This window comes from Paenibacillus ottowii (assembly GCF_050516475.1).
In the GTDB taxonomy this organism is placed as follows: Bacteria; Bacillota; Bacilli; order Paenibacillales; family Paenibacillaceae; genus Paenibacillus; species Paenibacillus ottowii.
Genome location: NZ_CP191577.1, coordinates 3,674,396 through 3,695,840, shown reverse-complemented (window position 1 = coordinate 3,695,840; position 21,445 = coordinate 3,674,396). Strand labels below are relative to the sequence as shown.

21 protein-coding genes are annotated in these 21,445 nt (G+C 45.8%); all 21 read left to right on the top strand.

The window, feature by feature from the left end:
- Positions 1–1,545, top strand: a complete 1,545-nt coding sequence (locus ACQQ6X_RS17120) for a chemotaxis protein CheB (RefSeq protein WP_305166315.1) — start codon at positions 1–3, stop codon at positions 1,543–1,545.
- Between the two features lie 33 nt (positions 1,546–1,578).
- The gene (locus ACQQ6X_RS17115) at positions 1,579–3,675 is read left to right on the top strand and encodes a chemotaxis protein CheA (RefSeq protein ID WP_305166314.1); all 2,097 of its coding nucleotides are present in this window, start codon (positions 1,579–1,581) and stop codon (positions 3,673–3,675) included.
- 62 nt (positions 3,676–3,737) lie between these two features.
- On the top strand, positions 3,738–4,199 hold the full coding sequence (locus tag ACQQ6X_RS17110; protein ID WP_013370696.1) for a chemotaxis protein CheW: 462 nt from the start codon (positions 3,738–3,740) through the stop codon (positions 4,197–4,199).
- 3 nt (positions 4,200–4,202) lie between these two features.
- Positions 4,203–4,829: a chemotaxis protein CheC gene (locus ACQQ6X_RS17105; protein ID WP_040101562.1), complete on the top strand. Its 627-nt coding sequence runs from the start codon at positions 4,203–4,205 to the stop codon at positions 4,827–4,829.
- Positions 4,822–5,319, top strand: a complete 498-nt coding sequence (locus ACQQ6X_RS17100) for a chemotaxis protein CheD (protein ID WP_040101561.1) — start codon at positions 4,822–4,824, stop codon at positions 5,317–5,319. The genes ACQQ6X_RS17105 and ACQQ6X_RS17100 overlap by 8 nt, the downstream gene beginning before the upstream one ends.
- Before the next feature lie 2 nt (positions 5,320–5,321).
- Positions 5,322–5,735, top strand: coding sequence for a hypothetical protein (locus ACQQ6X_RS17095; protein WP_013370699.1), 414 nt, complete (start codon positions 5,322–5,324; stop codon positions 5,733–5,735).
- A 14-nt stretch (positions 5,736–5,749) separates the two neighbouring features.
- Positions 5,750–6,538: a FliA/WhiG family RNA polymerase sigma factor gene (locus ACQQ6X_RS17090; protein ID WP_016820968.1), complete on the top strand. Its 789-nt coding sequence runs from the start codon at positions 5,750–5,752 to the stop codon at positions 6,536–6,538.
- Between the two features lie 44 nt (positions 6,539–6,582).
- Positions 6,583–7,992: a DUF342 domain-containing protein gene (locus ACQQ6X_RS17085; protein WP_305166313.1), complete on the top strand. Its 1,410-nt coding sequence runs from the start codon at positions 6,583–6,585 to the stop codon at positions 7,990–7,992.
- A gap of 81 nt (positions 7,993–8,073) precedes the next feature.
- Positions 8,074–8,394, top strand: a complete 321-nt coding sequence (locus tag ACQQ6X_RS17080; protein ID WP_063208911.1) for a hypothetical protein — start codon at positions 8,074–8,076, stop codon at positions 8,392–8,394.
- 41 nt (positions 8,395–8,435) lie between these two features.
- Positions 8,436–8,963, top strand: a complete 528-nt coding sequence (locus tag ACQQ6X_RS17075; RefSeq protein ID WP_305166312.1) for a DUF6115 domain-containing protein — start codon at positions 8,436–8,438, stop codon at positions 8,961–8,963.
- Positions 8,960–9,607 carry an endolytic transglycosylase MltG gene (locus ACQQ6X_RS17070; RefSeq protein ID WP_305166311.1) on the top strand — a complete coding sequence of 216 codons (648 nt, stop codon included), beginning with the start codon at positions 8,960–8,962 and terminating at the stop codon, positions 9,605–9,607. Before ACQQ6X_RS17075 ends, ACQQ6X_RS17070 begins: the two co-directional genes overlap by 4 nt.
- A gap of 280 nt (positions 9,608–9,887) precedes the next feature.
- Complete coding sequence (gene helD, locus ACQQ6X_RS17065; RefSeq protein ID WP_305166310.1) at positions 9,888–12,305, top strand: RNA polymerase recycling motor HelD; 2,418 nt, start codon at positions 9,888–9,890, stop codon at positions 12,303–12,305.
- A gap of 351 nt (positions 12,306–12,656) precedes the next feature.
- Positions 12,657–13,355: a 30S ribosomal protein S2 gene (gene rpsB, locus ACQQ6X_RS17060; protein ID WP_013309916.1), complete on the top strand. Its 699-nt coding sequence runs from the start codon at positions 12,657–12,659 to the stop codon at positions 13,353–13,355.
- 132 nt (positions 13,356–13,487) lie between these two features.
- Positions 13,488–14,138 carry a translation elongation factor Ts gene (tsf, locus tag ACQQ6X_RS17055; RefSeq protein ID WP_013370709.1) on the top strand — a complete coding sequence of 217 codons (651 nt, stop codon included), beginning with the start codon at positions 13,488–13,490 and terminating at the stop codon, positions 14,136–14,138.
- 120 nt (positions 14,139–14,258) lie between these two features.
- The gene (pyrH, locus tag ACQQ6X_RS17050; protein WP_063208903.1) at positions 14,259–14,987 is read left to right on the top strand and encodes a UMP kinase; all 729 of its coding nucleotides are present in this window, start codon (positions 14,259–14,261) and stop codon (positions 14,985–14,987) included.
- A complete protein-coding gene (gene frr / locus ACQQ6X_RS17045; protein WP_014599669.1) occupies positions 14,987–15,541 on the top strand; it encodes a ribosome recycling factor in 555 nt (184 codons plus the stop codon). The genes pyrH and frr overlap by 1 nt, the downstream gene beginning before the upstream one ends.
- A gap of 85 nt (positions 15,542–15,626) precedes the next feature.
- On the top strand, positions 15,627–16,394 hold the full coding sequence (locus tag ACQQ6X_RS17040) for an isoprenyl transferase (RefSeq protein ID WP_305166309.1): 768 nt from the start codon (positions 15,627–15,629) through the stop codon (positions 16,392–16,394).
- A 17-nt stretch (positions 16,395–16,411) separates the two neighbouring features.
- Entirely contained in the window at positions 16,412–17,203 is a 792-nt protein-coding gene (locus ACQQ6X_RS17035) for a phosphatidate cytidylyltransferase (protein WP_305166308.1), read from the top strand.
- Positions 17,204–17,348: 145 nt separating this feature from the next.
- Positions 17,349–18,488, top strand: coding sequence for a 1-deoxy-D-xylulose-5-phosphate reductoisomerase (locus ACQQ6X_RS17030; protein WP_305166307.1), 1,140 nt, complete (start codon positions 17,349–17,351; stop codon positions 18,486–18,488).
- Between the two features lie 108 nt (positions 18,489–18,596).
- Positions 18,597–19,868: an RIP metalloprotease RseP gene (gene rseP, locus ACQQ6X_RS17025; RefSeq protein ID WP_305166306.1), complete on the top strand. Its 1,272-nt coding sequence runs from the start codon at positions 18,597–18,599 to the stop codon at positions 19,866–19,868.
- A gap of 50 nt (positions 19,869–19,918) precedes the next feature.
- Positions 19,919–21,367 carry a proline--tRNA ligase gene (gene proS / locus ACQQ6X_RS17020; protein WP_305166305.1) on the top strand — a complete coding sequence of 483 codons (1,449 nt, stop codon included), beginning with the start codon at positions 19,919–19,921 and terminating at the stop codon, positions 21,365–21,367.
- Positions 21,368–21,445 lie beyond the last annotated feature (78 nt).

Genomic DNA, 21,445 nt, shown 5'->3' with positions numbered 1-21,445 from the left:
ATGTGTGCTTACCGGGTGCTGGTTGTAGATGATTCAGCCTTTATGCGCAAAATTATTACAGACTTAATTGTAAGGGATGAGTCGTTCAACATCGTAGGTACAGCCGCCAACGGCAGAGAGGCTGTAGAGAAAGTGAAAGAGTTGCAGCCTGATTTGGTCACCATGGATGTCGAAATGCCTGAAATGAATGGTCTTGAAGCGTTGCCACTGATTATGGCAGCCCATCCACTACCTGTCATTATGTTGTCAGGCATTAATGAACAAGGCATGAAGGAGACCATTATGGCTCTGGAGGCAGGGGCTTTCGATTTTATAAGAAAGCCTTCCATTGCTCATGCACAAGATATTGAGCAGGTGAGCAAGGCGTTGCTTGAACAGATGCATACTGCTATGCAAGCAGTACGTAGCCGCTTGGAGCGCAAAGAAGCTAATGAGCGCAAAGCTGCATTGGAACAAGCGAAAAAAACGCCAATGGAAAAGCCGCCTGGACAGGCTATGACTGAGAAACGAGCTGGAAGTCAAGCTTCGCTAGACAAGCCTCCTGTTGTTCCGCTTGCTCCTCCACCAGCTGCATCAGCTCAGCCAAAGCGAGATACTGGAAAGTCCGTCGCGCCAGCTGCTAAACAGGAAAGCAAAAAACAGCTGTCTGGCACATCTGCCACGGGTAGCCGCGTTGACCAGCCAGCAGTTCAGCCAAGGAAACCAGTGCAAGCGCCGAATGCCCAGAAGAAGGAGAACTTATCCTTGGGTACGGGAAGAACGCCAGGACAAGCGAAAAGTTCCGATCCGGCCGCTGGAAAAGCGATGCAGAGTAAGGACAAAGCAGGACTGGTTAAGCCGGAGTCACGCAAGACGGTAACTTCATCAGCTTCTTCCACTCCTGCGGCTACAACGCCTCCAGTAACGGCACCTACAGCGCCAGCAGCACCAAATGGATTTTCACTTAAAAAAGGTGTGCATTCGTCCAGCTTTCGAAAACTGGTGGCGGTCGGATGTTCTACAGGCGGACCGCGCGCGCTCAAGACGCTGTTGGAGCGCATTCCTGGAGATTTTCCAGCTCCCATCGTTATTGTTCAGCATATGCCGCCAAACTTCACTCGTTCGCTAGCACAACGTTTGAATACGTTGAGTCCATTACGAGTTGTGGAGGCTGAGCAGGGAATGACACTGGAGACAGGAACAGCCTACATTGCTCCAGGGGGATATCAGCTCAGAATTGTGTCTGGAGCTGGTGGTAAATACACGGTGTCACTGAAGATGGAGGAGGCACGCAATGGTCACCGACCTTCCGTAGATACGATGTTCGAATCGCTGCTCTCTCTAACCTCGCTGGAAAGACATCTAGTATTGCTTACTGGAATGGGGAGCGACGGGGCTAAAATGATGAAAAAGCTTTATGATGCTGGGGTTCAATCCACATTTGCTGAAAATGAGGAGACTTGTGTAGTGTACGGAATGCCCCGCTCAGCAGTTGAATTAAAATGTGTGCGTCACCTTCTGCCTATGCAGGAGATCGCCCCTAAGCTTGTACAAGTTGTGAAATAATCGGAGTGTAACTCATGGAGGAGGTGTCTCACAATGGACATGAACCAATATTTAAACATGTTTATTGATGAGTCGAATGATCATCTGCAATCTCTTAACGAAAATATGCTTCAACTGGAAAGCAACCCAACCGATCTAGGCATCGTTCAGGTGATTTTCCGTTCTGCCCATACCCTCAAGGGAATGGCTGCTACAATGGGGTTTGAAGACCTGGCATCGCTCACTCACCAAATGGAAAACGTTCTTGATCTGGTACGTAACAACAAGCTGGCGATGCATGAATTTATATTCGATACCTTATTTAAGGGATTGGATGCGCTGGAGTCCATGGTGCAGCACATTACAGAGGGAGGCGATGGAAAAGCGGATGTCTCCTCTATTGTATCCTCACTGCAATCCATCGTAAGCGGGGATTTCCTAAAGTCCGGCTCAAACGCCGCCACCCAAGAGTCTCCTGCTACAAAAGCGGGCACTAACGATAGTGCTGGACTTGTCTTGGACCAGTTCCAATATTCTGTACTGGAGCAGTCGATTTCAGAAGGACATCGTGTTCACTATATACAGGTAACAATCAGTTCAGAGAGCCAGCTGAAGGCTGCGCGTGCCTTTATGGTATTCAACACACTGGAAAACTCCGGTGAAATCGTCAAGGCCTATCCGTCCGTACAGGATATCGAGCAGGAAAAATTCGAACAAAGCTTCTCGTTATATTACATAACGCAGAAAGAAGTTGCGGAGCTGGAAAAGGAAATCGCGGGTATCTCTGAAATCGACACGGTCTCAGTGGTACAACTGGATCAGGAATCGCTTAAACAAATGAGCGAAGTTACTGCTGGGCTCGCTGAGACAGCGGCGGTACAGGAAGCACCTGTTGCCGTGCAGCCACTCGCTCCATCCCAGCCGCAGTCTCCAGCTGCAGCCTCTGTCGCCAAGCCAGCCGCTGGTAAAGCACCAGCAGCCAAGGCGGCTGCCCCTACACACAATCGTACGATTCGTGTAGATATTGAACGTCTGGACGTACTTATGAATTTATTCAGCGAGTTGCTCATTGACCGTGTGCGGTTAGAACAATTAGCCAGTGAGGCTTCTAATCCAGCACTGACAGAAACGGTTGAACATATGAGTCGTGTGAGCAGTGATTTGCAAAACGTTGTTCTTAAATTGCGGATGGTACCTGTAGATACTGTTTTCAACCGTTTCCCGCGTATGGTTCGTGATCTGGCCAAGTCACTGGATAAAAAACTGGAATTGGTGATTACTGGAGCAGAGACTGAAATGGATCGGACTGTGATCGACGAGATTGGCGATCCTTTGGTGCATTTGCTTCGTAACTCTGTGGATCATGGCATCGAGTCGGTAGCTGACCGAATTGCAGCTGGCAAACCAGAGACAGGAACGGTTCAACTGCGTGCTTTTCATAGCGGTAATAACGTATTTATCGAAATTGAGGATGATGGGAACGGAATTAACCGTGAGAAAGTACTGAACAGTGCTATTTCCAAAGGAATTTTGACAGCAGAACAAGCCGCTTCCATGACTGACGAAGAAGCCTATCAGGTATTGTTTGCTCCGGGCTTTAGTACAGCTGCGGTCATCTCAGACGTATCGGGACGCGGTGTCGGTCTGGATGTTGTTAAATCCAAAATTACCGCTTTAGGTGGTAATGTTACGGTTCACTCCACATTGGGACAGGGCACGAATTTCTCAGTACAATTGCCGCTGACCCTATCCATTATTGCAGCCATGATGATACAGATCGGTTCTGAAAAATATGCGATTCCTTTGTCTTCGATTGTGGAAACTGCGATCGTCAAACGTACGCAAATCCGTTCTGTGCATGGCAATAAAATGATTGCTTTCCGCGATTCTCATATCCCGCTTATCTCCTTGAGTCAGCTGTTTGAGGTACCGGACTTCAACGAAGATGAAGAAGAAGAGACAGAGGTTGTGGTCATCCGTAAGGGAGACCGTCTGGCAGCCCTTTCTGTACAGGACTTTTTGGGACAAAGTGAAATCGTCCTTAAAAATCTGGGCAAGTATCTTCCAAACATCCAAGGGATTTCGGGTGCCACGATTCTGGGTGACGGTCAGGTTGCCTTGATCATTGACCCAAATGTTTTCATTAAATAATGTCTCTATTAAAAATGAAAGAAATGTGAGATTGCTGACATCAATAAGGAGGGTTTTTAGACATGGGAGAAGAAATTAAAGTTATCGTATTTAAGCTAGGTGAAGAGGAATACGGTGTTGAAGTAGAAAAAGTCCAATCTATTGAACGCATGGTGCCGATTACACGAGTTCCGAGAACTTACGATTTTGTAAAAGGCGTATTCAACATGAGAGGCGTGGTTATTCCGGTTATTGATCTTCGTGGCCGTTTTGGATTACCTGAAGCTGAATATACCGATCAAACCCGCATTATTATCGTTGCTGTGGGCGAGATGCAAGTCGGCTTTATCGTGGATTCAGCGAATGACGTGATTGACCTGAATACTGACAACATTGAGACACCACCGGAAGTAGTTGGCGGAGTTAAGGCTAAATACCTTCGCGGAGTTGCTAAAATTGGTGAAGAACGTCTGCTGATTATGCTCAACTTGTCCGAAGTTTTGAACCGTAGCGAGATGAACCAACTGGAAGGCTTAGAGGATTAACATATGGAAAATCTGGGAAATCTTGAAGACTTCAAGTTGGATGTATTGAAAGAAGTCGGCAACATTGGCTCGGGAAACGCTGCTACAGCGCTCTCCCGGCTTCTCAATAAACCGATCGATATGGGTGTGCCCAAAGTGCAAATGCTGCCCTTTGAGGAAATTGCGGACAAAGTCGGCGGAAATGAACAGCTTGTTGTTGCAATATTTTTTAGGGTCGAAGGGGAAGCACCTGGTAATCTATTCTTCATATTGCAACCTCAGGCGGCAAAAAGCTTACTATCCCGTTTGGCGAATATTCCTTCGGATGACGAAGATAGCTTTAACGAAATGGAGCATTCAGCCCTGTCGGAGATCGGTAATATTTTAGCCGGCTCTTATCTTTCTTCGTTGGCGGATTTCACACGTTTATCCATGTACCCGACAGTCCCTGCGCTCGCACTGGATATGGCAGGAGCTATTCTCAGCTACGGACTGCTGCAGTTTGGGCAGATGGGAGATGCTGCTTTATTGATTGACACATCGTTTCTGGAAGGGCAGAATCAGATTGAGGGTCAATTTTTCCTGATTCCTGATCCAGAATCGTTCGGGAAAATCTTTAGGTCGTTAGGAGTCCCGATGAACGATGATTGAGGATAAAAGCATCATTAAAGTCGGCATGGCAGATTTAAATGTTACTAGCAACCCGAACTCGATTCGCACGACAGGACTTGGCTCCTGCGTCGGATTGACCCTCTATGATCCTCATTTGAAGCTGGCAGGCATGGCACATGTGATGTTACCGTCCTCGGATATTGCCCGTGAAGGGCAGCTGAATATTGCCAAATATGCGGATACCGCGTTGCCAGAGTTGTTGGAGCGAATGTTGAAACTGGGTGCTGAGCGGCGCAGACTGATTGCCAAAATGGCAGGAGGAGCGCAGATGTTTGCCTTTGCCGGTAGTGGAGACACCATGCGGATTGGCCCGCGCAATGTAGAATCCTGTAAGGAAATGCTTGTAGATCTGGGCATTCCTTTGATTGCGGAAGATACAGGTGGCAATTATGGACGAACGATTGAGTTGGACTCTGAAACTGGCGTTTTGAATATTCGAAGCGTACAAAAAGGTGTAAAGGAATTATAAACATGTTATTTGGTAGCTTACGCATTAATCTTTGGTCTGGAGTAGTCGGATTTATTCTGACTTTTGTGTTGTCCGTTGGCAGCAATCTGCTGACCACGAGCTTAATTCGTGGCTTAATCGCCTTCGTTTTTTGGTTCCTACTTGCATTTGTGCTGCGCTGGACACTGGGTGTAGTGGCGCGGCCAGATCTGGGGAATGCCCAAGACCGGGCAAGCTCTCAGGTAGACGGCGTAGGGGGAAATCTGGACCTGACGACACCAGACGAAAATGAAAACCTGAATGAATTGCTAAAACCGAAACCAGAGCAGACGGACGAGGGAAATAATGGTTTCGCACCTTTAAACCCACCTAAACTGGTTTCCAACAAGGACCCTGAAGAATTGGCCAAGGCCGTTCGTCACCTGACAGACAAATAAGGAGGGTGAAGCCGATGAACGAGCGAAAAGCCGCTCATTTGAACCATTCCGAGCTGTGGGAGCAATGGAAAGAACACGGTGACAAGGAAGCGAAAAAGCAGTTAATTGAGAAGTATCTCCATATTGTGGAATATGTGTCGGGTCGTCTTGCAGTAGGCCTACCTAAAAATGTATCCAAGGATGATCTGGCGAGCAACGGCGTTATGGGTTTGATTGATGCTTTAGAGAAATTTGATTATGAGCGTGGTTTGCAGTTTGAGACTTATGCTTCTTGGCGTGTTCGTGGAGCAATTTTGGATGGTCTTCGTCAAGGAGATTGGGTTCCTCGTTCAGTCAGGGAAAAAGCGAAAAAAATCGAAGACGCCTACCAGCATTTAGAACAGAGATATTTACGCACAGTAAGCGATGAAGAGATGAGTCATTATTTGGACGTATCCGAAAAAGAATTTCAAAGTATGATCCAGGAGGTCGCCGTGATGTCGATTGTCTCACTGGAAGACCCGATCCGTGAAGAAGAGTCGGAAACAAGGCTTTCCCTGTTGGTGGACGAAAAGGCGAAAAATCCGGATCATAAGGTTAATGAATTCACACTTCGTGACGCCTTGGCACAAGGCATTGATAAGTTAACTGAAAAAGAGCGTATCGTTGTTTCTTTATTGTATTACGAGGATTTGTCACTCAGCGAAATTGCTGAGGTCATGTCACTTTCTCCTTCGCGAATTTCTCAGTTGCATTCCAAAGCAATATTACGTCTGAGAGCGACACTGGACAAACAACGGGATTTGCTAATGCGTAAAGATTAACGTACGGGAGGTTACAGTAACAGTTAGACGGAAGGAGCACCCATGTGGAGAAGCAGTATGCTTTGGATCAGTTTTTAAAAGTGGTTGTCTCACCTGACAAACAATCCGCCTACTTGGAGTTTGCCAAACGTGAAGAAGGCTTTGCCTGTTCTGTAGAAGAAATAGAACGTTTTCTAAGCAACCAAAAAATAACCTACGGTCTAATTACCGATGCAATTCACACATTTGCGGCAAATCCGGAAGATCATTTCTTCGGGAAATTACTGATTGCTCAGGGAAAGCCGCCGATCCACGGTACAGACGGAAAAATTAATCTGGCCGATATTGTGACCGGTGAAGATGCACATAAGCCACTTGAAACGGTCGATGGACGGGTGGATTATAAGGAATTAACTCGTTTAAGAAATGTGAAACGTGGACAACTGATTGCCGAACGGGTGGACCCTCTGCCAGGTGTACCGGGAATTGCTGTAACCGGAGAGGAAATCCCTTTTCTTCCAGGCAAAGAGGCGCGTTTTAAAGTTGGAAAAAATGTAGTGATCCATCCGGAAGGCGTTGCGATGTACGCAGCTATTGATGGCTTAGTGACTACAACTGAAAAAGGCAAGCTTAATGTGTTCCCGGTGTATGAAGTGAACGGAGACATTGATTACAGCGTCGGTAACATTGATTTTGTTGGAACCGTCGTCATTCGTGGCAATGTTTTGACAGGTTTTCGTGTTCGGGCGGCTGGCGATATTCGTGTCATTGGCGGTGTAGAAGGCGCTGAAATAGAGGCGGATGGTTCAGTGGAAATTAGCGGTGGTATTATCGGATACCATAAAGGATTCGTAAAAGCTGCACAAAATGTGAAATGCTCGTTTATACAAGATGGTAACGTAATTGCGGGAGGCGATGTACTTGTATCCCAAAGCATCATGCATTCCCAGATCAAAGCGAGTAATAATGTAATCTGCGAAGGGACAAAAGGACTTATCGTAGGTGGCAGTGTACAAGCTGGTAAAAAGGTAGTGGCACGTACCATCGGTAATACGATGTCTACAGCTACTAATATCGAAGTGGGCGTGCTTCCCGAACTGCGTGATGAACTGACAGAACTCCGTGCACGGTTGAAGCAGCAGACAGACAGCCAGGATAAAACGAACAAGGCTCTTACAATATTGGATCAGCTCGCGGCTGCCGGACAACTCGCACCTGATAGAATGGCTATGCGAATCAAGCTGACATCTACGAAAAAATCAAATGAACAAGAACTATTGGAAACAAAGTCCAGAATGCTTGAAATTGAACGAACATTAGAAGATACGAGCCGCGCCCGGGTAGAAGTAAAAAATGTGATTTACGGTGGCTCTAAAATAGTTATCGGCAGATATACAAAATTTATTAAAGATTCTTTGGAAAGAATGGCGTTTTATTATCATGAGGGAGATATCAGCATGTCCTCCTACATGTAATTCAATATACTGATAATAATACAATTTATTATATTTCTCGGTAGTCTGATACGGATGCCCAATCGGAAAGGGTGTGGTCCAATGAGCTTGAAGGCTGTTGAATTGCAAATTGCTGTACCTCGTACCAGTGAAGTGGGGAAATACCATAGCGAGTCCCAGCAGCGGCCGATGAATGACCAGGCATTACTTGGACAAAAGGCTGCGCTGGAGACGGAGAACATGCGTCAGCGAAGCAGTGCCATAGATCAATCTGCGGAAACATTTGTTGGTGAGAGGCAAACAGGTGAGCAGAGTAGAGATTCTTCCCAGCAGAGCCGCTCCCGCTCAGATGAGGCTGAGCTGCCTAAGGAGCATCCGGCAGAGCATCCGTATAAGGGACATCATATTGATTTTTCGCTCTGATCCGATGGGCAGAGAAGCGTAATTAAAGGAGACGATGGGCAGTGGATCAACCATGGATTTATATTGTTCTGCTGGGAGCCGCAGCTGTTGTCTACGCCTGGCTTCTGCCAAAGCGCCAGCCAAGCCGGGGAACAGAAGAGGCCGTCGTTCAAAAGGTTGAGGCTACATTGGAGCAATACATGGCCGATATTGAAAATGACAATGACGAGCTGATTGAGCTTGTATCTGGTATGAAGCAGGAGCATGCGGTTAAGCAGGCAGCGTTACAGGAGCAAGTAGCTGAGCTTCGGAGCCGTATTGTGGAGCTGGAGCGTCAGGCAATGCTTGCCGCCGTATCTGTGCCAGTTTTAGATTCAGAAGAAGCTCCTTTTGTGACTATGGAGGAGCAGACCGCATTGCAGGAGCCTCAAACTGAGCAGGAACCAGAGTCCATCCGGGATCGTTATCAAGAGTTGTTCGCAATGCATGAGCAAGGCAAGTCGGTGGATTATATAGCCAAGCAATCAGGCATCCAGCGGGGCGAAGTGCAGCTCATATTACAACTCGCAGAACGGGAGGATGTGACGTGATCAAAAATCGCTCATTTATGTTAGGCATGGGTACGGGTCTTATCATGGGGGCATTGCTGTTGCAGCTGGCGATAATTGGGCAAGGGCAGTCGCGCCAGTCTTCAGTAGACCCGAAAGACATGACGCGAGAACAACTAGAAAAGGCAGCAGCGGAGTTAAATCTTCAGATCAGTGACAGTTCTGATCCAAAAATGACAGAAGAGGAATGGCGGAATAAGCTGATCAAAGAAGGCAACAAAACTCCTGTTGCACCTCAAAAGGCTAAGCCAGCCCAAACACCATCAACACCAAAGGTACCTGCAAACAGTACATCCTCGGCTGCTTCTAAGCCTTCGATCAGCATGTCGGTACCACAAAGTCCAAACAAGCCGCAAACTCAAAGGGCTGAGACTACAACCACTCCCAATATTCCCAAGCAGCCAGCCACCCCACAAGTGCAATATAGCATTGCATCGGGTAGCAATTTGAGGAGTGTAGCGTCAGGATTGGAACGGGCAGGAGTTGTATCGGATGCCAATGCGTTTGAGGCGGCCGCTAAGGCTCAAAAAATCAATACTAAAATTCGTACAGGCACCTATCAGTTTGCTAAAGGTGAGGATTTCAGTTCTATTATTACTAAAATAACGAAGAAGCCGTCCAACTGACCTAATCGGGCAGAGGACGGCTTTTATTTTACGTACAGGGTGAATAAGTGTCTTGTTAAAACTTTCTCAATCCATATCAGTGTTCAGTACTACCAAAGGACAATAAAAAATAAATTGAACGCAAAACGCCGCTATGATAAAATCGATAGCGGTATTGACAAATTAAATCATTAGATATATTCAATATTATTCCTAGTATAATTGTACATCTGGAGATTTGATTTGTCAATGCTCTTTTTTACGCCCCAAAAAAACGGAAAAAGGAGTGTGTTCAAAAAACATGGAAGCGAAAGATTGGCGACAAGAACAGGAGCGGTTGGAACGAGTCAGGCACAAGCTGCAGGAGAGAATCGCCGAACTGGAGCCGAAGGTTACCGGACTGTGGGAGCAAGCTACGGACATCCGTAAGCGATTTTGGGAAGAAGTTACGGTTAACACAAGCACATACGAAGATTTCGAAGAAACCTTCTATACGATAAACCAGCAGTCTGCGGTATTGGCCGAACGGGAGCGTGGTCACAAGCTGTTGATACAGCAATGGAAAAGTATGAATCGTCTACTCCCGTCTCCTTATTTCGGGCGTCTCGACTTTCAAGAGGATGGTCTGGGTTTCAACGAGCAGATCTATATCGGTGTATCTTCCTTCGTCGACGAAGATGGATTGAGCTTTCTGATCTATGACTGGCGTACGCCAATCGCGAGCCTGTACTACGATTGCACCCCAGGCCTGGCGTCTTATGTCGCGCCGGTCGGACGAATCGAAGGGACGATGGAGCTCAAACGACAATTCCAGATTCAAAACGGGCAAATCCGCAACATGTTTGACGCCAGTGAAACGATCGGAGACAAAGTCCTGCAGCAAGTGCTTGGCAAAGGTGCGGACTCGCAAATGAAGAGTATCGTGGCCACGATCCAGAAGGAACAAAACGCCATTATCCGCAATGACAAGAGCCGGATGCTTATCGTGCAGGGGGCGGCTGGCAGCGGTAAGACTTCCGTGGCATTGCAGCGGGTGGCGTATTTGCTATACAAACACCGACAGACGATCAAGGCCGATCAGGTCGTTCTTTTCTCACCGAATCCGATGTTTTCCAGCTATATCTCCACCGTGCTTCCGGAGCTCGGTGAAGAGAATATGCAGCAGACGACTTTTCAGGAATATCTCGACTATTGGTTAGGTTCCTCGTTACAGTCCGAGGGCCCCTTTGATCAGATCGAATATGTACTAACCGCACAAGGAGCGCCGGGATATGAGGCCCGCCTTCAGGGGATCGAGTATAAAGCTTCCGATGCTTTCCTGCAAGCTCTGCAGAACTATGGAATATGGTTGGGACAGGAAGGCATGCAATTCAACGATATTCGGTTTCGGAACCGTGATTTAATTACCGCTGAGCGAATGAGAGCAAAGTTTTACGATTATGACCGCTCATTGCCATTGTACAATCGTGTCGTCCTTTTGCAAGAATGGCTGCTGAATGAACTGGCCTCGCTGGAACACATGGAACGTGATGCGCTTTGGGTTGAGGAAGAGTTGAATTATCTCGACGCTGAGCAGTATGCCGAAGTTTTCAGAATGCTGCATAAAGAGAGGGGAGTATTCGACGTTGCGGAACAATACGCTGCAGTTCGTGAGAAAATGAAAAGCAAGCGTCGGGAAGATGAAGGCGACTTTGACTTCGCCCGGAGGGAGGAAGAATTGCTCCGTCGTAGGATCGTGAAAGAAAGCTTTAAACCACTAAGGAAAATCGTGAAAAAACTTTTGTTTGTAGATATCAAAGGCATATATAGCCAATTGTTTGTTGACGAAGCCACTTATTTGGAGAGAACAAATGGGATCGGTATCCCTTCACTATGGCCTGAAATATGCAGGCAAACCATGGAAATGCTGCACCGGAACGAGTTGTTCAACGAGGATGCGACTCCATATTTGTACGTAAAAGAACTGATCGAAGGTGTGCGGACGAACACGGAAATACGGTATGTTTTCGTTGATGAGGGACAGGATTATTCGCCGTTTCAATATGAATATCTAAAAAAGCTGTTCCCTCGTGCCCGAATGACGGTGCTCGGCGATTTTGGGCAAGCAATCTTTATGCAGGCCACCAGTCTGGATGCATCTGATTCGCCGCTTGTTCGCCTTTTCGGCGAAGCTGAAACAACCCTTTTCCGCTTGGTACGAAGTTATCGTTCAACGAAAGAAATCGTTGAATTTACGAGATTGATGCTTCCAGGCGGAGAAGAAATTGCACCGTTTGAAAGAGGAGGCCTAAAACCACTTCTCACGAGACTAGGCGGTAGGGAGAAACGTAATGTGCAGATCCTGGCAGACATTGCAGCACTCAAAGCCGAGGGCTTCGATTCCATTGCTGTCATTACGAAGACCGGAGTCGAAAGTCGCGAGGCCTATGAATCGTTACGGATTCATGGAGGTGAAGCTCTGCAGCTCATTACAAAGGAGACGTTAGAATTTGAAAAAGGAGTAATGGTTATTCCGGTGTATCTTGCCAAAGGTGTCGAGTTCGATGCAGTTTTGGTCTACGATGCATCGTCCGAAGCTTACAGCCGGGTCAACGAACGCAAGCTTCTTTATACAGCATGTACGCGAGCCATGCATCGACTTCATCTTTACACGACGGGGAATTGGACGCCGTTCGTGCAGGCGTTGCCTGCGCATTTGTACGAGGAAGCGACATATTGAACGAGTCGGAGGTGATGTGGATCGCGATAAGCTACAGCTTATGACTCAGCAAGTCTTCGATATCATCCTGTGGTCCCTCACTAAGACCGATTGTGAGCAATAATCCTGCGTGACTCTCAAATTCCCAATGTCCGGAGTTAGATAGATGAAAGTGTACAGGACCTTTTTACACGGTTTCAACTATTGTCGAAAAGCTGGTTGCAACGCTGCAAGTGTTATGGTATATTAATTGACGGTGTTAAAAACGCACGTCGGTTAATTTTATAAAGGGTGCTTTCAATTAGAGAGTCTTTATAAAAAATGATATCGGCGGAGGACACACAAAAAACCAAACTTAGGAGGTGCGTGAAGATGGCAGTAATCTCCATGAAACAGCTTTTGGAAGCTGGGGTTCACTTTGGTCACCAAACACGTCGCTGGAACCCGAAAATGGATCGTTATATCTTCACTGAAAGAAACGGTATTTACATCATTGACTTGCAAAAGACAGTGAAAAAGGTTGAGGAAGCTTACAACTTCGTAAAAAGCATTGCAGCTGAGAATGGTACAATTCTATTCGTAGGCACGAAGAAACAAGCACAAGATTCCGTTAAAGAAGAAGCAGCACGCGCTGGTCAATTCTACATCAACCAACGTTGGTTGGGTGGTACACTGACTAACTTCCAAACTATTCAAAAACGTATTGATCGTTTGAAGCAATTGGAAGCTTGGGAAGAAGACGGTACATTTGCTGTTCTTCCTAAAAAAGAAGTTATCATTCTTCGCAAAGAAAAAGATCGTCTTGAAAAATTCTTGGGCGGTATCAAAAACATGAAGGGCCTTCCAAGTGCTCTGTTCATCATTGATCCACGCAAAGAACGTATCGCGGTTGCTGAAGCTCGCAAATTGGGTATCCCAATCGTGGGTATCGTTGATACAAACTGCGATCCAGACGAAATCGACTATGTTATCCCAGGTAATGATGACGCGATCCGCGCTGTTAAATTGCTGACAGGTAAAATGGCTGATGCAGTTATGGAAGCTAACCAAGGCGAAGAAACTACAGCATAATATTTCCAATTGGAAATACCTATACGAATTAAATGAAAAGGGTGGTTGGTAGGTGGAAAACCTCTCACTACCCTTTTTTTAAGGAATAAATCTCGTATATACCACTGAAAATCAAATTTGGAGGGAAATAATATGGCAGTTAATGCTAGCGCAGTAAAAGAGCTTCGTGAAAAAACAGGCGCAGGAATGCTGGATTGCAAAAAAGCGCTTGAAGAAGCAAATGGTGATTTGACAAAAGCGGTTGAAGTTCTGCGAGAAAAAGGACTTGCAGCTGCAGCCAACAAAGCAGGCCGTATCGCTACTGAAGGCGTTGTTGAATCTTACATCCATGCTGGCGGCCGTATCGGCGTACTGGTAGAAGTAAACTGCGAAACAGACTTCGTGGCGAAAACTGACCAGTTCAAAGATTTTGTTCGTGACATTGCAATGCACATCGCTGCATCGAACCCTCGTTATGTTCGTCGTGAAGAAGTGCCACAGGAAGAGATCGAAAAAGAAAAAGAAATCCTGAAAGCACAAGCTCTCAACGAAGGCAAACCAGAAAAAATCGTTGAAAAAATGGTTGAAGGCCGCATCGGTAAATTCTACGAAGAATTCTGTTTGCTGGAGCAATCTTTCATTAAAGATCCAGACAAAACAATCTCCACATTGATTAACGAGAAAATCAGTACAATTGGTGAAAACATCTCCGTACGTCGCTTTGTTCGTTTCGAACTGGGTGAAGGTCTGGAGAAAAAAGAAGACAACTTCTACGAAGAAGTTATGTCTCAAGTGAAACAATAATTACCAGCGATCGGTAATTGCATATGAAAAAACAGAAATGGAACACATCAGTGTTCCTTTTCTTGCAACAGGACACCTATCCTGTTACATAAAAAATATATGAAATTGGAGGGTGATCATTTGGAAAAACCTGTGTTTAAGCGTGTTGTTCTGAAAGTTAGTGGGGAATCGCTGTCAGGTCCTAACGGTTATGGTATTGATGCGGATACAATTGCGTCGATTGCCCAGCAAGTCAAAGACGTGGTGGAACTGGGAGTAGAAGTTGCTATTGTGTGCGGAGGCGGTAATATCTGGCGTGGTATTGCCGGAAGTGCCAATGGGATCGACCGGGCAACAGCAGACTACATGGGTATGCTTGCAACCGTGATGAACTCACTGGCCTTACAGGATGCTTTGGAACAAATTGAAGTGCCTACGCGTGTACAAACATCTATCGCGATGCAACAGATTGCTGAGCCTTATATCCGCCGTAGAGCCATCCGTCATCTAGAAAAAGGTCGGGTCGTTATTTTTGCTGCAGGCACGGGCAATCCGTTCTTTTCGACTGATACTACAGCTGCTTTGCGTGCCGCTGAGATTGAAGCTGAAGTCATTCTAATGGCTAAAAATAAAGTGGATGGTGTATACTCCGCCGATCCGTTTAAAGATAGCACAGCTGAAAAATATGAGCAGCTTACGTATTTGGATGTGCTTAACAAAAATCTCGGTGTCATGGATTCTACAGCTTCCTCGCTGTGCATGGATAACAATATTCCGTTGATTGTCTTTGCTATTACAGAGCAAGGTAACATTAAACGTGTCGTACTGGGTGAAAAAATTGGTACGATCGTCAAAGGGAGTGTAAATTAATGCCACAATCTGTGAAAAAGAGCGCTGAAGAGCGCATGCAAAAAGCCATCCAGGCATTGCAACGTGATCTTGCATCTTTGCGTGCAGGACGGGCAACACCAGCATTACTGGACCGTGTGCAGGTTGAATATTACGGCGCAATGACTCCAGTTAATCAGCTGGCGAATATCAATACACCTGATAGTCGGACTCTGATGATTCAGCCTTGGGACAAATCTTCTTTGGCTGATATCGAACGCGCTATCCAAAAATCCGATCTAGGTTTGACACCTTCAAATGACGGTAACACCATTCGTCTGAGTATTCCTGCTTTAACGGAAGAGCGTAGAACTGACTTGGTGAAGCTGACGAAAAAAAGCGGTGAAGAAGCAAAAATCGCTATCCGTAACATTCGTCGTGATGCAAATGATGATATCAAAAAAATGGAAAAAAGTGATATTTCCGAGGACGAATCTCGTAAACATCAGGAAGATATCCAGAAGACGACGGATAAGTTTATCGCTGAAGTAGATAAAGTTTTAGCTGCAAAAGAAAAAGAAATCATGGAAGTTTAAAAAGATTGGCAGCCCCTCCCTTACGGTGGGGTTTGTCTCTTTTCAAGCCTGAGGCACATTTTCAGAGAATGCTGGAGGAACTGGAATGATCAAACGGGTTCGGTCTTGGTGGAACGGGGAACAAAAACAGCAAACACCGGCCATTTCAAAGGACAATATTCCGCAGCATGTTGCTGTCATCATGGATGGGAACGGCAGATGGGCCAAACGGATTGGAATGCCGCGGATTGTAGGGCATCAAAATGGAATGAAGGCAGTGAAGCGCACAGCAATTGCAGCGGATGAACTGGGTATCAAATATTTAACAATGTTTGCTTTTTCAACTGAGAATTGGACGCGTCCCAAGGACGAAGTTGATTTTCTAATGAAACTACCTCAAGAATTTTTGGCAATTGAGTTGGATGAGCTAATCGAAAAAAATGTGCAAGTACGTATGATGGGAAACAAGGAACATTTACCTTCCCATACCGTTGAAGCGTTGACTGAAGCGACTCGACGTACTGAAAATAATACTGGACTTGTACTTAATTTTGCATTAAATTATGGCAGTCGGCTGGAAATCACAGAATGCATGCAAGCATTGGGTCGCCAAATTGAAACTGGGGAGCTTAAGCCGGAAGATATAACATCTGATCTAATCGGCAACACATTGCTCTCTACGGGTATGCCGGATCCTGATTTGTTAATTCGAACGAGCGGGGAACTTAGACTTAGTAACTTTATGCTTTGGCAGCTTGCATATAGTGAGTTGTGGTTTACTGATATTTATTGGCCCGAGTTTAAGAAAGAGCACTTATACGAAGCAGTGATTGAATATCAGAAAAGATCACGGCGGTATGGCGGACTGAAGTAAATGGAGGATGAAAGCCGTTGAGACAGAGATTAATTACCGGTATTCTGGCAGGCATATTCTTTTTGGCAATGGTCCTGTGGGGCGGCTTGGCCTACCATTTGCTTATATTGCTGATGGCCCTAATCGGATTTTATGAGTTCGCACGAATGACGCAGGTATCTCCTTTTGGAGGTACAGCAATGTTTGGCTATGTAAGCATATTAGCATTTGTATTCCCGTATCAACCTCTGGGGTTGCACTCACCATTATCCCTTGCCAGTTTGCTATGGCTGGTAATGATCGTATTTATGATGATTACGGTAGGAACGAAAAATAAAATCCCGATTCAAACGGTAGCTATTTTATTTTTGGGTACTGTATATATAGGTTTTGGATTTTCGTATATTGCGGAATCACGTCATATGGAACATGGCCTATTATGGACTTTTTTGCTATTGGCTTGTATTTGGGCAAGTGATGCAGGAGCATATTTTGTAGGCAAAATGGCAGGGAAAACGAAGCTATGGCCTGCAATTAGTCCAAACAAAACGGTTGAAGGGTCCATTGGCGGAGTTATTTTAGCGCTGGTTATAGCTCTGGTATTCGCTGGATTATCAGGTGGGCTGCTGCCATGGGGTAAAGCCTTAGGCATCGGCTTGTCATGCGCTGTTGTGGGACAACTGGGTGATTTGGTACAATCTGCATACAAACGAGTGTACGGCATTAAAGATTCGGGTAATCTGTTGCCTGGACACGGTGGTATACTAGACCGCTGCGACAGCTGGATTGTTGTTTTTCCATTTGTACATATGCTGATGCTGCTTCCATGAGCCTGGTGATTATAACTTATGCTCAGGATCAATCTCTATGCTGTTCACCCTGCGCTATTAGTAGGATGGAACCAGTTGCATAGTTGCCTGGATAACTAACAATGAGCTCCTGATAAGCGTGATTTTCTGGATAGGAAGGTGCATCATGAAAAGAATTACGGTACTTGGTTCAACCGGATCTATTGGAACTCAAACGCTGGATGTGGTGTCTATGCACCCAGATCAGTTCACTGTTGAGGCTTTAGCGGGCGGCTCGAATATCAAGTTGCTTGCTGAGCAAGCACATCTCTATCATCCTAAAAAGGTGTCTGTCGGTACTCGGCAGTTAGCGGATGAAATCCGTCCTTTACTGCCTTCTGGAATCGAACTACACTATGGAAATGAAGGGCTCGTTGAGCTGGCTGCAAACACAGAGGCAGATATGGTTGTGACGGCTGTAATGGGCAGTGTCGGATTGCACTCCACGCTGGCCGCGATTGAGGCTGGAAAACAGATCGGTTTGGCCAATAAGGAAACACTGGTTACGGCTGGTCATCTGGTCACAGCGCGGGCTCGGGCGAAAGGAGTGCCGTTGCTGCCGATTGACAGTGAGCATTCAGCTATTTTCCAATGCTTGAATGGTGAGCATATGAAAGATGTGGCACATATTACCCTCACAGCATCAGGCGGTTCTTTTCGAGATTTGACAAGAGAACAACTTCGTGAAGTCACCGTGGAAGATGCACTTAAGCATCCTAATTGGTCAATGGGGGCCAAAATTACAATTGATTCAGCAACGATGGTGAACAAAGGGCTGGAAGTTATTGAGGCACATTGGCTGTTCGGGCTTAGCTATGAGCAGATTCATGTGCTGCTTCATCCGGAAAGCATTATTCACTCCTACGTCGAGTTTCAGGATACAAGCATTGTTGCTCAACTTGGGAACCCGGACATGAGAGTACCCATTCAATATGCTTTAACTTACCCTGAGCGGATGAAGTCTCCGGCGAAACCTCTGTCACTGGCTGAAGTGGGAAAACTCCATTTTAAGGAAATGGATTTTAATCGTTTTCCATGTTTAAGGCTTGCCTTCGAATGTGGTAAAATGGGTGGTACAGCACCAACCGCATTTAATGCTGCTAATGAGATTGCTGTTGCCCGTTTCTTGCGTGGAGAAATTTCTTTTCTGCATATCGAAGCTATTATTGAACAGGTGCTCGAACAACATGTCAATATAGCGAATCCTGATTTGTCTACGATTGAAACATGTGACCGCGAGGCTCGTATCATAGCTGCGAAATTGTAGGCTAATGTTGGGGTTAAGAAAGGAATTGTGATTCTCTTGTGCGAGTTCGGAGAATAATGATAATCTAGGAAGACAAACTCGATCTCATTGAAAGGGGAACGGAAACGATTGGAAACGATTCAAATAGTGTTGATGACGGTGCTCATGTTTTTCGTCATAGTGACGGTGCATGAATGGGGGCATTATTATTTCGCCAAACGCGCCGGGATTCTGGTACGGGAGTTTGCGATCGGTTTCGGTCCGAAACTGTTCTCTTATAAAAGAAACGAGACACGATTTACGTTGCGACTGCTGCCGTTTGGTGGTTTTGCCCGCATGGCGGGAGAGGATCCGGAGGTCAACGAAATTGAAACTGGACAAACGATTGCTGTACGCGTAACAGATGGCGTCGTTAAGACCATTTATTTGGATCAATTGGATAACCGCAAAAATGTAGTACGTGGTGAAGTGTTGGATATTGATCTGGAACAAGCGCTAACGATAAAATTGGATGTAGATGGCGAAGATCAGCAATATACTGTACACCCGCAAGCCATGATGGTAACCAAAGGGCAATCCATCCAAATCGCACCGAAGGATAGACAGTATGGGAGCAAAACAGTAGGACAGCGTGCGATGGCTATATTTGCTGGACCACTAATGAATTTTATTCTTGCCTTTATTCTGTTTGGTCTGCATATCCAGATGGTTGGCATACAGGTGGACAACCCGACGTATGTCCAAATTAGTGAAATTACAGCAGGTATGCCTGCTGCGGAAGCTGATTTGCATAAGGGAGATATCATTGAATCGGTGAACGGAATTGCAATTGGTGCGAATGTTGAAAACATGATCAAGCTGATTGCGGATTCTCAAGACAAGCCGATGACGTGGACAGTTCGTCGTGGTGATAAGACTTTTGATCTTACTATCACTCCTCGTGCAATGGAAGGACAAAAGGGTGGCAAGGTGGGCATTGTGCCTGAGCTTCCAAAACGCCAAGCAGGTGTTGGGGAAACGTTCAAATTTGCCGGACAATCCATGGTGAGAACGACAGACCTTATTTTCCAAGGGTTTAGCCAGCTTATTCAACGTTTTTCTATCAATGACCTGGGAGGCCCCGTACGTACTTTTGAAGTGACGGGACAAATTGCTAAGCAAGGCATTGAGCAGTTGACATATTGGACTGCGATTATGAGTCTTTATCTGGGGATATTCAATCTGTTGCCTATCCCGGCGTTGGATGGAAGTAGACTTGTTTTCCTTGGTGTTGAGGCGGTAAGAGGACGTCCTGTTGATCCGAGCAGGGAAGGAATGGTTCATTTCGTTGGTTTTGCTATGCTATTCCTGCTTATGATTGCGGTCACGTATAATGATATTTTACGCTTAATTAATGGTTAATTAGAGACGGACATTATAAAAATGGTCTGTATGGGAGGACATGCATTTCTATGTCGAACGATAAACAGTTTGTCGAGGAAATCACGCCACAAAGCGAAGATTTTTCCCGATGGTATATTGATGTTATTAAAAAAGCAGAACTGATGGATTACTCGCCGGTTCGCGGATGTATTGTATTCCGTCCCGATGGTTTTGAGATTTGGGAGCATATTAAGGAAGCTATGGATGTGCGTTTCAGAGAAACAGGGCACCGCAATGCGTATTTTCCAATGTTTATCCCAGAGAGCTTTTTCCAAAAAGAAAAAGAGCATGTAGAGGGATTTAATCCTGAACTGCCATGGGTGACTGAGGCTGGTGGAGAAAAGCTGGAAGAACGCCTTGCAATCCGTCCAACATCAGAAACCATGATCGGTCATATGTACTCGAAATGGATTCAATCCTATCGTGATCTGCCTGTGCTTATTAACCAATGGGCTAACGTGGTGCGTTGGGAAAAACGTACGCTGCCTTTCTTGCGGACAAGTGAGTTTTTGTGGCAAGAGGGTCACACAGCCCATGAAACAGAAGAAGAAGCACGGGAAGAAACGATGAAAATGCTGGAAGTTTATCGCGAGGTCATCGAGGAAGTTCTAGCTATTCCGGTTATTACTGGACAGAAGACGCCTTCTGAAAAGTTCGCAGGTGCGAAGGATACATTTTCACTGGAAGCGATGATGAGAGATGGACGTGCGGTACAAGCTGGAACATCCCACTATATGGGGACTAACTTTGCCGTAGCATTTGACATTAAATATTTGAGTCGTGAAAACAACCTGGAATTCGCGCATACGACATCTTGGGGAACAAGTACACGTTTGATCGGTGCATTGATTATGGTCCATGGAGATGACCGTGGTCTCGCACTGCCTCCTAAAGTGGCACCTACACAGGTGATTATGGTTCCTATTGGACCACCTAAGAAACGTGATGCAGTTATCGCACGTGCAGATGAATTGTTCGCCGAGTTGAAACAAGCAGATGTCCGTGTTAAAATGGACGACCGCAGCGATGTAAGTCCAGGCTGGAAATTTAATGAATACGAAATGCGCGGTGTACCGGTTCGTCTGGAAATAGGACCTCGTGATATGGAAAACGGTGTCTGTGTGCTCGTATCTCGTATCAGTGGTGAGAAAAAAATTGTACAACAGGATAATCTGGTTGAAGAAGTACACGCGATGCTCGCACAGGTACAGCAGGAGATGTATGACCGTGCGAAAAATTTCATGGAAGAAAACTTCTATTCTGTCGACACGTTGGATGAAATGAAGACTCTCATGGAAGAAAAACGTGGCTTTACTTTGGCTGGATGGTGCGGATCTGAAGAATGTGAAGACAAAGTTAAAGAAGTGACAGGCGCTACAAGCCGTAACATACCGTTTAAAACAACTGAGCAAAAAACCACATGTTTGTGCTGTGGCAAACCAGCCAAGCATACAGTAGTGTTCGCACGGGCGTACTAATAAAGAAGGGCAATACCCTATACTCACTTCATTCTCTTCGCCAACAGGATAGCTGTTCCGGGATAATGTTCAGGACTA

What these genes read in the sequence shown, in the direction of transcription:
- tsf (WP_013370709.1), top strand. Translation starts at nt 13,488, where the DNA reads ATGGCAGTTAATGCTAGCGCAGTAAAAGAGCTTCGTGAAAAAACAGGC.
- ACQQ6X_RS17110 (WP_013370696.1), top strand. Translation starts at nt 3,738, where the DNA reads ATGGGAGAAGAAATTAAAGTTATCGTATTTAAGCTAGGTGAAGAGGAA.
- ACQQ6X_RS17090 (WP_016820968.1), top strand. Translation starts at nt 5,750, where the DNA reads ATGAACGAGCGAAAAGCCGCTCATTTGAACCATTCCGAGCTGTGGGAG.
- proS (WP_305166305.1), top strand. Translation starts at nt 19,919, where the DNA reads ATGTCGAACGATAAACAGTTTGTCGAGGAAATCACGCCACAAAGCGAA.
- frr (WP_014599669.1), top strand. Translation starts at nt 14,987, where the DNA reads ATGCCACAATCTGTGAAAAAGAGCGCTGAAGAGCGCATGCAAAAAGCC.
- ACQQ6X_RS17095 (WP_013370699.1), top strand. Translation starts at nt 5,322, where the DNA reads ATGTTATTTGGTAGCTTACGCATTAATCTTTGGTCTGGAGTAGTCGGA.
- ACQQ6X_RS17080 (WP_063208911.1), top strand. Translation starts at nt 8,074, where the DNA reads ATGAGCTTGAAGGCTGTTGAATTGCAAATTGCTGTACCTCGTACCAGT.
- ACQQ6X_RS17105 (WP_040101562.1), top strand. Translation starts at nt 4,203, where the DNA reads ATGGAAAATCTGGGAAATCTTGAAGACTTCAAGTTGGATGTATTGAAA.
- ACQQ6X_RS17030 (WP_305166307.1), top strand. Translation starts at nt 17,349, where the DNA reads ATGAAAAGAATTACGGTACTTGGTTCAACCGGATCTATTGGAACTCAA.
- ACQQ6X_RS17100 (WP_040101561.1), top strand. Translation starts at nt 4,822, where the DNA reads ATGATTGAGGATAAAAGCATCATTAAAGTCGGCATGGCAGATTTAAAT.
- ACQQ6X_RS17120 (WP_305166315.1), top strand. Translation starts at nt 1, where the DNA reads ATGTGTGCTTACCGGGTGCTGGTTGTAGATGATTCAGCCTTTATGCGC.
- helD (WP_305166310.1), top strand. Translation starts at nt 9,888, where the DNA reads ATGGAAGCGAAAGATTGGCGACAAGAACAGGAGCGGTTGGAACGAGTC.
- ACQQ6X_RS17115 (WP_305166314.1), top strand. Translation starts at nt 1,579, where the DNA reads ATGGACATGAACCAATATTTAAACATGTTTATTGATGAGTCGAATGAT.
- rpsB (WP_013309916.1), top strand. Translation starts at nt 12,657, where the DNA reads ATGGCAGTAATCTCCATGAAACAGCTTTTGGAAGCTGGGGTTCACTTT.
- ACQQ6X_RS17040 (WP_305166309.1), top strand. Translation starts at nt 15,627, where the DNA reads ATGATCAAACGGGTTCGGTCTTGGTGGAACGGGGAACAAAAACAGCAA.